At 57.4% G+C, this 14,166-nt stretch carries 11 protein-coding genes; 3 read left to right on the forward strand and 8 right to left on the reverse strand.

Annotated elements, in window-relative coordinates; genetic code table 11:
• A partial coding sequence (locus AC1DSG_RS21125; protein WP_477792625.1) for a leucine-rich repeat domain-containing protein occupies positions 1–3,174 on the forward strand: 3,174 nt, incomplete at its 5' end.
• A gap of 1 nt (position 3,175) precedes the next feature.
• On the opposite strand, the gene argR is transcribed toward AC1DSG_RS21125, so the two are convergent.
• From argR to acs, 7 genes are all read right to left on the reverse strand, one after another.
• Entirely contained in the window at positions 3,176–4,156 is a 981-nt protein-coding gene (argR, locus tag AC1DSG_RS21130) for a transcriptional regulator ArgR (RefSeq protein WP_477792626.1), read from the reverse strand.
• Between the two features lie 245 nt (positions 4,157–4,401).
• Entirely contained in the window at positions 4,402–5,166 is a 765-nt protein-coding gene (locus AC1DSG_RS21135; RefSeq protein WP_477792627.1) for an ABC transporter ATP-binding protein, read from the reverse strand.
• Positions 5,167–5,193: 27 nt separating this feature from the next.
• Complete coding sequence (locus tag AC1DSG_RS21140) at positions 5,194–6,306, reverse strand: M14 family metallopeptidase (RefSeq protein ID WP_477792628.1); 1,113 nt, start codon at positions 6,304–6,306, stop codon at positions 5,194–5,196.
• 1 nt (position 6,307) lies between these two features.
• The gene (locus AC1DSG_RS21145) at positions 6,308–7,006 is read right to left on the reverse strand and encodes an ABC transporter permease (protein ID WP_477792629.1); all 699 of its coding nucleotides are present in this window, start codon (positions 7,004–7,006) and stop codon (positions 6,308–6,310) included.
• Positions 7,003–7,692 (reverse strand): ABC transporter permease, encoded by a 690-nt coding sequence (locus AC1DSG_RS21150; protein WP_007943881.1) that lies wholly within the window; start codon positions 7,690–7,692, stop codon positions 7,003–7,005. The genes AC1DSG_RS21145 and AC1DSG_RS21150 overlap by 4 nt, the downstream gene beginning before the upstream one ends.
• 92 nt (positions 7,693–7,784) lie before the next feature.
• Positions 7,785–8,561 carry an ABC transporter substrate-binding protein gene (locus tag AC1DSG_RS21155; protein WP_477792630.1) on the reverse strand — a complete coding sequence of 259 codons (777 nt, stop codon included), beginning with the start codon at positions 8,559–8,561 and terminating at the stop codon, positions 7,785–7,787.
• Between the two features lie 666 nt (positions 8,562–9,227).
• On the reverse strand, positions 9,228–11,183 hold the full coding sequence (acs, locus tag AC1DSG_RS21160) for an acetate--CoA ligase (RefSeq protein WP_477792631.1): 1,956 nt from the start codon (positions 11,181–11,183) through the stop codon (positions 9,228–9,230).
• Positions 11,184–11,648: 465 nt separating this feature from the next.
• Here acs and AC1DSG_RS21165 point away from each other — a divergent pair, with 465 nt between their 5' ends.
• Positions 11,649–11,912: a DUF2790 domain-containing protein gene (locus AC1DSG_RS21165; protein ID WP_477792632.1), complete on the forward strand. Its 264-nt coding sequence runs from the start codon at positions 11,649–11,651 to the stop codon at positions 11,910–11,912.
• 533 nt (positions 11,913–12,445) lie between these two features.
• Positions 12,446–13,696 (forward strand): ribonucleotide-diphosphate reductase subunit beta, encoded by a 1,251-nt coding sequence (locus AC1DSG_RS21170; RefSeq protein WP_477792633.1) that lies wholly within the window; start codon positions 12,446–12,448, stop codon positions 13,694–13,696.
• 181 nt (positions 13,697–13,877) lie between these two features.
• Here the strand turns inward: AC1DSG_RS21170 and AC1DSG_RS21175 are convergent.
• Positions 13,878–14,166, reverse strand: a 289-nt coding sequence (locus tag AC1DSG_RS21175; protein WP_477792634.1) for an integrase core domain-containing protein, incomplete at its 5' end; no start/stop codon positions are given.

The raw sequence follows: 14,166 nt of genomic DNA on the forward strand, positions 1-14,166 counted from the left end.
GAGGGAAAACCCGATCACCTCGGTCTGTACCACCATGAGGGCAAGACGCTGCTTGCGCTCGAGGGAAAGCTGTACGCCGTGCAAGCGACTCAAGAAACCGGTCAGTTTCAGATTCAACACCCAAGCCACGTCGACACCTATAAGCCGTCATTGCGACACAATGGTCATGGCGCCTGGCAAACAGAACTGGAGCAACCCCTTTATTGGGACCGTGAAACCGTCATGCGGCGTCTTGGGCGCTCTGTCGAATCGTTTTCCAGCGCCGAGCGCGAGCAGATTCTGCGGATCAGCGGTTATCACGACAACGTATTGCGAGAAATCCATGTTGAAAACCATCGACCGCCATCGCTGCTGACCGACACCATCAAGCGTTTCAGGATCGATCGGGATATTCAGAGGTTTATCGAACAGATGGGTAGCGACCAGCCTGAGCAATATCGCAAGGCCGATCCGGTCTTACAGCACCAGTTGCTGACTCGATTCAACTCATGGCCTGTCGATACTGCCCTGCCGGAACCGGAAGCCCAGACGCCAGCATTGCGCAAGCAGACAGCGGACATTGCCCGAAACTATCGCAAGTCGCTGTTCGAGCTTCGTTATCGCGAACAGGAGAAGACCGGAGATATACCGACACAGCGATTGCTCGACGACTTTGAGGGAATACCGACCGATATCGCCCAGGAACTGGTGAGTAATGCTTCGGGCACCGAACTGAAGCAATTACACAGCGGGGTCATACCTCAACGCCTGAAGGACGTCGCAAGGAAAGCCCTGGAAGCTGTGCGCGCTTGCCGAGCTTATGAAGGCCTTTTTTCTGATGCCCTGGCGACCGCAGACACTCACATGCTGGCCTTGCACAGTCTGGATTTGCTACCCGAATGGCCCGCAAATGTGCGTATTGAAGTGAGGGACTTTGTCCATGACGGAGTCGTGCGCGACAGTATCGGGCCAGTTGAAGCATCGATCCGAAAAACGCTGGTGCGCAGCGAAGACGGCGTTTATCAGGCGCTTAATGACACCAAAACGCCGACGTTCTCTGGTGACTTTTATCAGGCCATCCTTCAAGCGCTGCCGGATACCGAGCGCACCACACTGGGCCTTTCCCTTGGCGAAGGCCAGACGCTCAAACAGCGCATTGCCGCCAAGGCGCTGGACCACCCACGGCTTCGTGCACTGTTTGCGAAAAACCCCCATCGAAAACCCTTCTACGACCCGACAACCATGCGCCTGCCTGGGGGGACGCAAGGCTACAGCCGCATTGTGCGCACGCCCACGCTGGAGGATAGGGTTCGCGAAGTTTATCCAAGCCTGACTCAGGAGGAACTTGAGCCCATTGTTCTCAGGCTGCAACGCCATCCCGATGGCGCTCGTATAGAACTTTCTCGCCTGACCAATGAACTGGCCCGCTTGCATCAGGATTTAAGCCACTGGATAAACGATGCACCGACCGTACACCCGCAAACACGCCTTGCCCTGAACGACCTGGAACGAGATATCGCGCGCCGCAATCGCACACAGCTCGCCCAGGAAATCCAGCGCAGCTGGCGCCGCCAGTCCGAGCGTGATTTCGATGCGCCGGATGGCAGCGAGCAGTATGTGCTGAGGTTTGCAGAACCGATCCTGGGCGACTTGCCGACACTAACCGCCAACTTCAGTCATGTGTCGCTGCTTTCCCTGGAAGGCGATCATACTGCGCAGGGCGTGTCGCAGTTCCTGAACTGTTTCAATGGACTTCGTCGCCTGGAACTGCGCCGTTTCACCCTGACCACCCTCCCCGATTCCATCACCCGAATGCCGAACCTTGATGCGCTGGTACTCAGTGATTGCGGTATCAGGATAAACACTGCGGTGTGGTCGAAACTCACTGCATTGAACAAACTGATCACGCTGGATCTGTACAAAAACCCGTTCGAAATCGTGCCTCGCATCGACTCGATGAATGAACTTGTTCACCTCGATCTAAGCAATACCAACCTGACCGCCATTCCCGCCGGAGCCCTGCAGCATCCAAAACTCGACACCCTGCTGTTGATGAACAACAAAATCAGCGAATTGCCTGTCGATTTGTTCGAGAGTTCGCTGTACGAAAAACGCGGTGTGCACCTGACACACAACCCGATTTCCAACCGCTCACAGGAACTCGTCAAACAACATCATTTCGAAAGCGCCTACGACATGGGCATCTATGCACCTGAGGCGGACATTGATCGCGTTAAAACGCTGTACCCAGGTATGGAAGTCGAGCAAGCAAGCGAGTTTGTCTACGAGTTACCGGGCACGCTGGAGGATGGCCGGGCAGAGCTGACGCGCCTGGAGGCTGAACTGGCTCGATTGAGAACCGATTTGTCTGCCTGGACCGCCGCCCTTCCAGCGCGGCATCCGCTGACGGGAGAGCCTTTAGACGCAGCCCAACTCTTTGCCGAACAAGCCAGCCGTGACGAGTTCAAGCAAGCGCTGGAGCAATGCTGGCAGCATGAGTCCGAACTGGATGATTTCAACGATGCCATAGAACCCACTCACGAACTGAGGATCCGTTCGATCATCAACGGACAACTACCCGCACTGGATGCAGACTTCAGTCATGTGTCAGCGTTGGAGGTTCAAAGTGCCGGTGGCGTGACGCATATCGGCCGTTTCCTGGAATCCTTTCCCAACCTCAAAAGCCTGAGATTGCGCGACTGCACGCTGGGCAACATTCCGGATGCCGTGTTTAACATGGGCCAATTGCGGTCGCTTTCACTTCCCGCTTGCCGCGTCAGACTGTCAGAAGAGTCGGCAACCGCACTGGCGGGAATGGAGCAACTTGATTACCTCGATCTGGGCTCCAACCCTCTGGGACATAACATTGACCTAAGCCAGATGCCGGAGATGTCGACCCTYTTGCTCGATAACACCGCAATCACCGAAATACCGAACGGCCTGCTTCACCTGGACAATCTGGATTGGGTAGACCTGAGCTCGAATGCAATCACCGAAGTGCCCAGCGACTTGCTGGAACTGCCCGTGGAAGTTGCAGAAAGCATTTCCTTGAGAGGCAATCCATTTACGGAGGAAAGTCTGTTACGGCTGATCAGTTACTACGAACGTACGGGAGCAGATTTCGGCGTGGACGAAGTCATCGATCGAGGTGAAGTGCAAATGTCCACCTCTGAAGGCTCCGAGATCGACGAGTAACTCAGCCGCGCTCGGACGGCACCGACGACAACTCAAACGGGCTGCTGCTACGTCGCTGGTTGCGATCTTCCCGCGGCGTAGCACCGAAGAAATTGCGGTAGGCGCTGGAGAAGTGCGGCCCCGAGGAGAACCCACACGACAGGCCGATCTGGATGATCGACTTGCTGGTTTGCATCAACATTTGCCGGGCCTTATTCAGGCGCAATTCCAGATAATACTGGCTCGGCACACGATTGAGGTATTGCTTGAAGATTCGCTCCAACTGCCGACGGGACACGCACACATGCTGGGCGATTTCGTCGGTGGTCAGCGGTTCTTCGATGTTGGCTTCCATCAGCAACACGGCTTGGGTGAGCTTCGGATGGCTGGAGCCGAGGCGGTTCTGAAGCGGGATACGCTGGCGTTCGCCGCCTTCGCGGATGCGTTCGACCACCAGTTCTTCGGACACGGCACCGGCCAGCTCGGCGCCGTGATCACGGGCCAGCACTGCCAACAGCAAATCGAGCACCGACAGGCCGCCACACGCGCTCAGGCGATCACGATCCCAATCGAACAGGTGGCTGGTGGCGATGACTTTCGGGAAGCGCTCGGCAAAATCGTCCTGCCAGCGCCAATGCACGGCGGCGCGATAGCCGTCGAGCAACCCCAATTGCGCCAGCGGGTACACACCGGCCGACAAACCGCCAATCACGCAACCGGCCCGCACCAGTTGCTTCAACGCACTGCTGAGCGCCGGCGCGAGTGTGGCCGGCGGCTCATCCGCGAGCAGAAACAGCTTCTGGAAATTTTCGAGCTTGCCGGCCCACGGTTCACCTGGCAACTGCCAGGCGCCCTCGGTTTGCGGTTCGGCCTGCAAAAACGACAGTTCGTAAACCACATCCGGATGCACACGCTGGGCAACACGCAAGGCCTCCTCAGCCAGCGCAAGCGTCAATGCTTTAGTGCTGGGCCAAATCAGGAAACCAATTCGATGGGCAGTCATGGCGGGCAATCCGAAACGAAAATCAGTGATGAAGGCACGGACCAATGCTAGCCCGTAAATGAACGCAAATCTCAAAACCTGCAGCGATCTAAATGTGGGAACGAGCCTGCTCGCGAAAGCGGTGAATCAGTCGACATCTACGTTGAATGTCACACCGCATTCGCGAGCAGGCTCGCTCCCACAGGGGATCGGGGCCAGCCTCTAAATTGCGAAGCATGCACTATCCCAGTGCGTAACGGGAGCTATTACTTGAGACTTCCCGAGAGGAATTGTTGCAAACGTTCTGACTGCGGATTAACCAGCACTTCACGCGGGTTACCACTTTCTTCGACGATACCTTTGTGCAGGAACACCAACTGGTTCGACACTTCACGGGCAAAGCCCATTTCGTGCGTCACCACCACCATGGTCCGGCCTTCCTGGGCCAGGGCCTGCATGACTTTCAGCACGTCGCCGACCAGTTCCGGGTCGAGTGCCGAGGTCGGCTCGTCAAACAGCATCACTTCAGGTTCCATCGCCAGCGCACGGGCAATGGCCACTCGCTGCTGTTCGCCGCCGGACATATGGCCAGGGTAGGCGTCTTTACGGTGACCCACGCCTACTTTGTTCAGGTAGTGCTCGGCTTTTTCCCGGGCTTCGGCCTTGGACATGCCCAGTACGTGAACCGGCGCTTCCATGATGTTTTCCAGCGCGGTCATGTGCGACCACAGGTTGAAATGCTGGAACACCATCGACAGGCGCGAACGCATGCGTTGCAGCTGTTTCGGGTCGGCCGCCTTCAGCGCGCCGTCCTTGTTGGCGACCAGTTTCAGCTCTTCGTTGTTGAGCAGAATCTTGCCCGCGTGCGGCTGCTCCAGCAGGTTGATGCAGCGCAGGAAGGTACTTTTGCCGGAGCCACTGGAGCCGATGATGCTGATCACATCGCCAGCCGCCGCTTTCAGGGACACGCCCTTGAGCACTTCGTGACTGCCATAGCGTTTATGCAGGTCTTGGACTTCAAGTTTGTACATGCGGTCGGTTCTCACAAAAACAGTCAGTCAGTCGTTGAGCAAGCGCCCGTGACGCAGCGCTTCGCGCCCCGCCACCTTGGCCAGCCAGAAACCGGGTTGGGCATAACGCAGCCGTTCAATGGCAAACAGCACCCCGGACGTACCAGCACACACCGTGCTGACCCGATCCGACAACGGATCGATCACTTCAAAAATCTCGTCACCGGCTTCGATCCACTCACCGGGTTTACGCAGGAAACTCACCACACCCGGGTGCGGTGCAAACAGCAATTCAGTGCCGTCGAACGGCAGGCCTTCGCACGCTTCTTGCGCAGCCTGGGGCCATTCACCGCTGATCAGACCTTGCTCGGCAAGGAACGCCAGAATGCCTTCGGCGTGAGCCTCAGCCTCAACACGTCCGGTATCGGCCTGACCACCTAATTCAATGGTAGTCGCCAGACAAGCCAGCGGAATCTGTGCATCAGGGAACAGGCGCGACRGACGCAACCACGGCAGCGAGCAGGCTTCGTCGAAAGAACTGCCGCCGGAATCTTCCGCCAGCAGACCGACCCGCACATTCAGGTGCGCGGCCAACGAACGCCACTGCGGCCAGTGCTGCGGCAAGGCGTACATGTGCAGCGCCGCTTCGGCGTCGCAGTGCAAATCCAGAACGACGTCGGCGGTGCACGCATGACTGAGCAAGATGCGCTGCATGCCTTGCAACTGGCTACTCGCCTCTGGCAATGCGGCCAGATGATCGGCCATCGCCTGACGGATCAGGCGAATGTTGGCGTGCGGATCATCACCAAGGCTTTCTGCCAACGCAGCGGCAACTGGCGCGCCCAACTCGACGAAATCGCGGTTGAAGTTCTTGCCGCTACCCGCTTCGAAACGCCCTTGATGATTGCCCTGCAACAGTTGACCAAGGCCCAGTGGATTGGCCACCGGCACCAATTCGATCACACCGTTGAGCAAGCCTTGGGCTTCGAGCTCGGTCAGGCGCTTTTTCAGCTCCCAGGCCGCGCGCATCCCCGGCAGTTCATCGGCGTGCAGGCTGGCCTGGATGTAGGCCTTGCGCTCGCCGCAGCCGAAGCGGAACACCGAAATCTGGCGTTCGCTGCCCAAGTGGCTCCACGGCAATGCATGATCGATGCGTTCCATATCAGTGCTTCCGCGGGGCCAGGTAGCCCAACCAGCGGCGCTCGGCCAGTTTGAACAGCTTCACCAGAATGAAGGTCAGGCACAGGTAGAACACGCCCGCGGTGATGTAGGCCTCGAACGGCAGGTAGAACTGCGCGTTGACCGTGCGCGCGGCACCGGTGATGTCGATCAGGGTCACGATGGACGCCAGACTGGTGGTTTGCAGCATCATGATCACTTCGTTGCTGTACTGCGGCAACGCCCGGCGCAGGGCCGATGGCAGCAGGATGCGCTTGTACATCTTGTAGCGCGACATGCCCATGGCCTTGGCGGCTTCAATCTCGCCGTTCGGCGTGGCCCGCAGGCTGCCGGCGATGATCTCGGCGGTGTAGGCGCTGGTGTTGATCGCAAAGGCCAGGCACGCACAGAACGTTGCGCTGGACAGCCACGGCCACAGGAAGCTTTCACGTACCGCTTCGAATTGCGCCAACCCGTAGTAGATCAAAAACAGCTGCACCAGCATCGGCGTGCCGCGGATCACGTAGGTGTAGAGCCACGCCGTCATATTAACGGCCGCGTTCTTCGAGACACGCATCAGGCCCAGCGGCAAGGCGCACAGCAGGCCGAAAAACAGCGACAGCGCGAGCAATTTGAGGGTAGTCACCAGGCCGCCGAGGTACAGCGGCATGGCCTCCCAGATGACGTTGTAGTCGAAGATCATAGATCAGCCGCCCTTACGCCTACCGAGTAGCGCTTCTCAAGGTGACGCAATGCCAGCAACGAGACACTGGTGATCACCAGGTACATCGCCGCCACTGCGAGGAAGAAGGTGAAAGGCTCGCGGGTAGCATCTGCCGCCTGCTTGGCCTTGAACATCATGTCTTGCAGACCCACCACCGAAATCAGCGCGGTGGCCTTGGTCAACACCAGCCAGTTATTGGTAAATCCCGGAATCGCCAGACGAATCATCTGCGGCACCAATACCCGGAAGAACACCTGAAAACTGCTCATGCCGTACGCCATGCCGGCCTCTGCCTGCCCTTTCGGAATCGCCATGAAGGCGCCACGGAAGGTTTCCGACAGGTACGCACCGAAGATGAAACCCAGGGTGCCGATACCGGCAGCCAACGGGTTCAGGTCGATGTAGTCGTCAAAACCGAGCAGCGGTGCGACGCGATTGAGCAGGTCTTGGCCGCCGTAGAAAATCAGCAGGATCAGCACCAGATCGGGAATACCGCGGATCACCGTGGAATACAGATCGCCCAGCCAGGCCAGCCAGCGAATCGGCGACAGACGCAGCGCAACGCCGATCAGCCCCAGAACGATGGCCAGGACCATGGACGACAAGGCGAGCTGAAGCGTCAGCCATGCGCCATCGAGGATGACAGCCCCGTAGCCTTTCAACATGATTCAGGTCCTCGAAAGTTGGGATGAAAAAATGGCGCAAACCTCAGAGATCCTGTTGCTTGCGCCATTTCGGACTTTTCGTTGCGACGTATTTACTTGCCGTAAATGTCGAAGTCGAAGTACTTGTCCTGGATTTGCTTGTACTTGCCGTTCTCACGAATGGCGGCGATGGCGGCGTTGAGCTTCTCCAGATCAGCCGTGTCACCTTTGCGAACAGCAATACCTACGCCGTCGCCGAAGTATTTGACGTCGGTGAAGGCCGGGCCAGCGAACGCGAAGCCTTTGCCTGCGTCGGTTTTCAAGAAGCCATCATTCAACAGCGTAGCGTCAGCCACGGTGCCATCGAGGCGGCCAGCGGCCACATCGAGGTAAATTTCGTTCTGCGAGCCGTAAGGCTTGATCTCGGCACCCAGCGGAGCCAAGACTTCACGGGCGAAACGTTCGTGGATCGAACCACGTTGCACGCCGATGTTCTTGCCCTTCAATTCTGTCAGGCCGTCGCTGACTTGAGTGCCAGCCTTCATGACCAGGCGAGCCGGGGTGTTGTAGTACTTGTTGGTGAAGTCGACAGATTTCTTGCGGTCTTCAGTAATCGACATCGACGACAGGATCGCGTCGATCTTGCGCACTTTGAGTGCCGGGATCAGACCGTCGAACTCTTGCTCGACCCACACGCACTTGACCTTCATCTCTTCGCACAGGGCATTGCCGATGTCGTAGTCGAAACCAACGATGCTGCCGTCCGGCGCCTTGGAAGCGAACGGAGGGTAAGCCGCTTCGATGCCGATTTTCAGAGGTTTTTCATCGGCGAAGGTTGGCAGGGACAGCACGGACAGTGCCAGGGCGCCAAGCAGCACGAGTTTCTTCATCTTGGGACTCCATCGGTAAAGGGCAAAAACGGCAGAGTGAGCGATAGCCCAATATGCGAGTGAGTAGAACCAGACAACGATGCTGCGCTGTAGGAATCGCGCGCTTTTTCAACGCGAGCCACAACGAGCGAGTGATCGGCATTCTAACGACAGGCCCGAAGCCGATATTTCTTCAATGCGACAACTAATTACAGAAGCACCGAGAAAGCCGCCAGAGCGCGTTGACAGCCCTGCAAATTCATGCAGAAGCAAAAGACAGTGAACCGATCTATGTAGCAAATTGCGGGCCTATTATTGGCAAACCCTGCAAATCCGGCAAGCTTGGCGTTATGTCTTATTTTTTTGAGGGTCTGAGGAGGCTCGTGAATGGGGTTTGGCGTTTCCCAATGCCCCGGATTGGCGCGGGCGGTTACACATTCAGTTACTTGAAGGGTGATGGGTAACAGTGGGAAAGCACCTACAACTGAAGCCGATAATTATTGGGCCAGCGTTGATCGTTCCCACGCTCTGCGTGGGAATGCCGCCCGGGACGCTCTGCGTCCCTTCCGGTGTTTGACGCAGAGCGTCACTGGATGCGTTCCCACTCGGAGCGTGGGAACGATCGGCACAAAAAAACCCCACCAGGCTCACCACCTGGCAGGGTTTCGATGACTCAAGACCCGCTACTTAAGCAACATTCATGGTCTTGTGCGTATCAATCAAATGCTGCACCACACCCGGATCGGCCAGGGTGGAGATGTCACCCAACCCATCGTACTCAGCCGTCGCAATCTTGCGCAGAATCCGGCGCATGATCTTGCCCGAACGGGTTTTCGGCAGCCCCGGCGCCCACTGGATTACATCCGGCGAAGCAATCGGCCCGATCTCTTTACGTACCCAGTTTTTCAGTTCCAGACGCAGTTGCTCGCTCGGCTCTTCGCCGCCGTTCAGGGTGACGTAGACATAAATGCCCTGCCCCTTGATGTCGTGCGGCACACCGACCACCGCCGCTTCGGCGACTTTCGGGTGAGCGACCATCGCGCTTTCAATTTCGGCGGTACCCATGCGGTGGCCGGAGACGTTGAGCACGTCATCCACCCGACCGGTGATCCAGTAGTAGCCATCCGCATCACGACGCGCACCGTCACCGGTGAAATACATGCCACGGAACGTCTTGAAGTAGGTATCAACGAAGCGGTCATGGTCACCGTACAGCGTGCGCGCCTGACCTGGCCACGAATCGAGAATCACCAGGTTGCCCTCGGCAACGCCTTCGATGATGTTGCCCAGGTTGTCGACCAAGGCCGGCACCACACCGAAGAACGGACGTGCCGCCGAACCCGGCTTGAGGCCGTGAGCACCCGGCAACGGGCTCATCAAGGTTGCACCGGTTTCGGTCTGCCACCAGGTATCGACGATCGGGCAACGGGATTGGCCGACGTTCTTGTAGTACCAGTCCCAAGCTTCCGGGTTGATCGGCTCACCGACCGAACCCAACAGACGCAGGCTGCTGCCATCCGCGCCTTCAACGGCAGCGGTGCCCGATGCCATCATCGCGCGGATCGCGGTCGGTGCGGTGTAGAGGATGTTGACTTTGTGCTTGTCGACGATCTTCGCCACCCGAGTGATGTCCGGGTAGTTCGGCACGCCTTCGAACAGCAGCGTGGTCGCGCCGTTGGCCAGCGGGCCATAGACGATGTAGGTGTGACCGGTGACCCAGCCGACGTCGGCGGTGCACCAGTAGACTTCGCCCGGACGGTAGTCGAACACACGCTCGTGGGTCATGGCCGCATACAGCAGGTAACCGCCGGTGGTGTGCTGCACGCCCTTCGGCTTGCCGGTCGAACCGGAGGTGTAAAGGATGAACAGCGCTTCTTCGGCACCCATCTCTTTCGGCGCACACACACTGCCCGCCACTTTCATCAGGTCTTCGTACCAGATGTCGCGATGCTGGTTCCACTTGATGTCGCCACCGGTGCGCTGGCACACGATGACTTTTTGAATGCTGCTGGTTTCCGGGTTGGTCAGCGCGTCGTCGACGTTGGCCTTCAGCGGAATCTTCTTGCCGGCGCGAATACCTTCGTCCGCCGTGATCACCACTTTGGATTTGCAGTCGATGATGCGACCGGCAAGGGCTTCCGGCGAGAAACCACCGAACACCACCGAGTGAATCGCGCCGATCCGGGTGCAGGCCAGCATGGCGACCACAGCTTCGGGGATCATCGGCATATAGATAGTCACCACGTCGCCGCGGTGCACATCCTGGCCGCGCAAGGCGTTGGCGAACTTGCAAACTTGTTCGTGCAGTTCGCGATAGGTGATGTTGCGACTTTCGGAAGGGTCATCGCCTTCCCAAATGATCGCGATTTGATCGCCGCGCTCAGCCAGATGACGGTCGAGGCAGTTGTAGGAAACGTTCAGTGTGCCGTCGGCGAACCATTTGATGTCGACATGGTGATCGTCGAAAGACGTCTGCTTCACCGTGGTGAAAGGCTTGATCCAGTCGAGGCGCTTGGCTTGCTGGCGCCAGAAGCCGTCCGGGTTGACGACCGACTGCTGGTACATGGCCTTGTAGGTAGCCTCGTCAGTCAGCGTGTTAGCCAGGACCTCGGGACGAACGGGATACAGGGAAGCCGCACTCATCTTTCTTACCTCGGTGGAATAGTTGTTTTTGTATGACACCTTTTTAGCCGTGCCGGACCTATAGAACCATTCGACGATGGTAGTAACAAGCCCCTACAAAATGTCGTGAAATGCCCGTAAACCCGGTTTCCAAGCCTCTTCCAGTCAATTTCATTACCCAGCCATAACGCGACCTGTAGCAGCTGGCGAAGCCTGCGTTCGGCTGCGCAGCAGTCGTAATCCCGGCTTGGTTCGGTCTGCCTGATTTACCGCATTTGCTGATTTTACGACTGCTTCGCAGCCGAACGCAGGCTTCGCCAGCTGCTACAGGTCGCGTTATGGCTGGGTAACGCCAACCAGGCGATCTGATTAACCGAGTTACAGCCCCCACAAAGGCAGTTAATCAAACACTCCGGTACCCAAGCTCCACACGCAACCCCACAAAGGTTGCGTGACCCCATTCGACCTCTAAAAGGTAAATCCGAAATGAAAGCTTTATTAGTTCTGGCCCTCAGCAGCCTGTGCGCAACCGCCATGGCAGACGAGATCCCGACTGATGTCGCACAGCAACAACCGGTCGTTGAGCAATACACTTACTCAACCCACCTGGACATCGCCAAAGTTGTTTCCATGAGCGAAGTACCGAATGTGTGTGAAGTTGTCCCGATGAAAATGGAATACGAAGACTCCAAGGGCCAACGCCATATTCTGAGCTACAGCGTGATGGGTAACGGCTGCTCTAATGGCTAAACTCGACTGCACCGAATCGGGCCATTTCAGCTATGAGTTGAAGGTCGATTCCAGCCCGGCTCCGGTCGGGCTCAGTTGTGTTTGTAGACGGCGAAAACCGCTACGAAACACAACATGTAGTGAAAAACGGTGTTTTTGGCTATTTTTTGAGCAGAAATGTTTCAGCGTCAAAATTTACGAAAAAAAATCTGCACCGGCCAAAGCCCTGTATTACCTCGGTTTGCCCGAAAAACCCGCCCTTCCGGCCGTTCCATGAGCCGATTCGCCGCACCACGCCGGTGAAAATTTCCCTATAATGCCGCCTTAACGGGCCTGCAATATCCCCTTACAGGGATGAAACGCCAGTCTGGAGCCCCGCAGTAGCGTTTAACGCTGGTTGCGCCCATCAGTGGCTCTCGGAACCCCGTACAAAATTCTGTTTTATTGCCTGCCTTGGCTGCAAAAAACGATTCCTTAAGATCCAACGCGGTCAGAGCGACCGTGTGAACAACCATCACACGGGCATCTGGCCCTCACGCAGGAGACGACACGTCATGCTGAGCTGGGACGAATTCGACAAAGAAGACAGCGGCGAAGCCGTGGTAAAAGGCGCTAACGCCGGCCACGCGAGCGAAGCCAACATGGACCGACTCGACACCGCTGGTGGTGTCGCCGCTCAAGAAGCTCGCGCCGTTACCGCGAACGACTCTGCCGCAATCGCCCGTGCCAAAGCTGCCCTGGACACCCTCGACGTCGCCGAAGGCCTCGCCGAACTCGAAGGCGCCTCCGCCCGCGTCGCTGTCGACGAAAAGCGCATGATCAACTGCCGTGCCGACCTCAACCAACTCGTACCGTTCAAGTACGACTGGGCCTGGCAGAAGTATCTGGACGGTTGCGCAAACCACTGGATGCCGCAAGAAGTCAACATGACCGCCGACATCGCCCTCTGGAAAGACCCGGAAGGCCTGACCGACGACGAACGCCGCATCGTCATGCGCAACCTTGGCTTCTTCTCCACCGCCGACTCCCTGGTTGCCAACAACCTGGTCCTGGCCGTGTACCGCCTGATCACCAACCCGGAATGCCGCCAGTACATCCTGCGCCAGGCGTTCGAAGAGGCGATCCACACCCACGCCTACCAGTACTGCATCGAATCGCTGGCTATGGATGAAGGCGAGATCTTCAACATGTACCACGAGATCCCATCGGTCGCGAAAAAAGCCACCTGGGGCCTCAAATACACCCGTTCGATCTCCGATCCGAAGTTCGAAACCGGCACCGTCGAAACCGACAAAGAGCTGCTGCGCAACCTGATCGCCTACTACTGCGTTCTGGAAGGCATCTTCTTCTACTGCGGCTTCACCCAGATCCTCTCCATGGGCCGCCGCAACAAAATGACCGGCGTCGCCGAGCAGTTCCAGTACATCCTGCGCGACGAATCCATGCACCTGAACTTCGGCATCGACGTGATCAACCAGATCAAAATCGAAAACCCGCACTTGTGGGATGCTGAGATGAAGGAAGAAGCCTCGCAGATGATTCTGCAGGGGACTCAGCTGGAAATCGAATACGCACGTGACACCATGCCTCGCGGCGTGTTGGGGATGAATGCGGCGATGATGGAGGACTATCTGAAGTTCATCGCTAACCGTCGTCTGTCGCAGATTGGGTTGAAGGAAGAGTATCCAGGGACGACTAACCCGTTCCCTTGGATGAGCGAGATTATGGACTTGAAGAAAGAGAAGAATTTCTTTGAGACTCGGGTTATTGAGTATCAGACTGGTGGGGCGTTGAGCTGGGATTGATTTCCGAGTTCACCGCGATTTGATGATTGCCGTCTGAATCGACAAATCTGAAAAGCAAAAGCCCCGATCTGATCGGGGCTTTTTTATGGGCGATAGGTATACCTTTTCCATCCCTACGCGACAACGCTAGATCTCCTACAGCACTGGACTTGCCCCTACAAAACCGGACACCAACTCCCCGTTAAATGGATGCAGCTGCCAAGCGCCTGAACTCCCTCGGAGAGCGATAGTTCAAAGCGCTGTGCGGATGCTGCTCGTTGTAATGCTCAAAGGCAATTGCCAGGTTACGCAGCGCCGTTTCTCGATCCGGCTTGGGCATGTGCGCCACATAATCCCGCTTGATCGTCTTCACGAAGCTCTCGGCCATGCCGTTGCTCTGCGGGCTGCGCACCGGTGTGGTCACTGGCTGCAAACCGATCTGTCGAGCAAACAGGCGCGTTTGTTCGGCGGTGTAGGCCGAGCCGTTGTCG

Source organism: Pseudomonas sp. P5_A12 (assembly GCF_056400685.1).

What these genes read in the sequence shown, in the direction of transcription:
- acs (WP_477792631.1), bottom strand. Translation starts at nt 11,183, where the DNA reads ATGAGTGCGGCTTCCCTGTATCCCGTTCGTCCCGAGGTCCTGGCTAAC.
- AC1DSG_RS21155 (WP_477792630.1), bottom strand. Translation starts at nt 8,561, where the DNA reads ATGAAGAAACTCGTGCTGCTTGGCGCCCTGGCACTGTCCGTGCTGTCC.
- AC1DSG_RS21145 (WP_477792629.1), bottom strand. Translation starts at nt 7,006, where the DNA reads ATGATCTTCGACTACAACGTCATCTGGGAGGCCATGCCGCTGTACCTC.
- AC1DSG_RS21165 (WP_477792632.1), top strand. Translation starts at nt 11,649, where the DNA reads ATGAAAGCTTTATTAGTTCTGGCCCTCAGCAGCCTGTGCGCAACCGCC.
- argR (WP_477792626.1), bottom strand. Translation starts at nt 4,156, where the DNA reads ATGACTGCCCATCGAATTGGTTTCCTGATTTGGCCCAGCACTAAAGCA.
- AC1DSG_RS21170 (WP_477792633.1), top strand. Translation starts at nt 12,446, where the DNA reads ATGCTGAGCTGGGACGAATTCGACAAAGAAGACAGCGGCGAAGCCGTG.
- AC1DSG_RS21150 (WP_007943881.1), bottom strand. Translation starts at nt 7,692, where the DNA reads ATGTTGAAAGGCTACGGGGCTGTCATCCTCGATGGCGCATGGCTGACG.
- AC1DSG_RS21135 (WP_477792627.1), bottom strand. Translation starts at nt 5,166, where the DNA reads ATGTACAAACTTGAAGTCCAAGACCTGCATAAACGCTATGGCAGTCAC.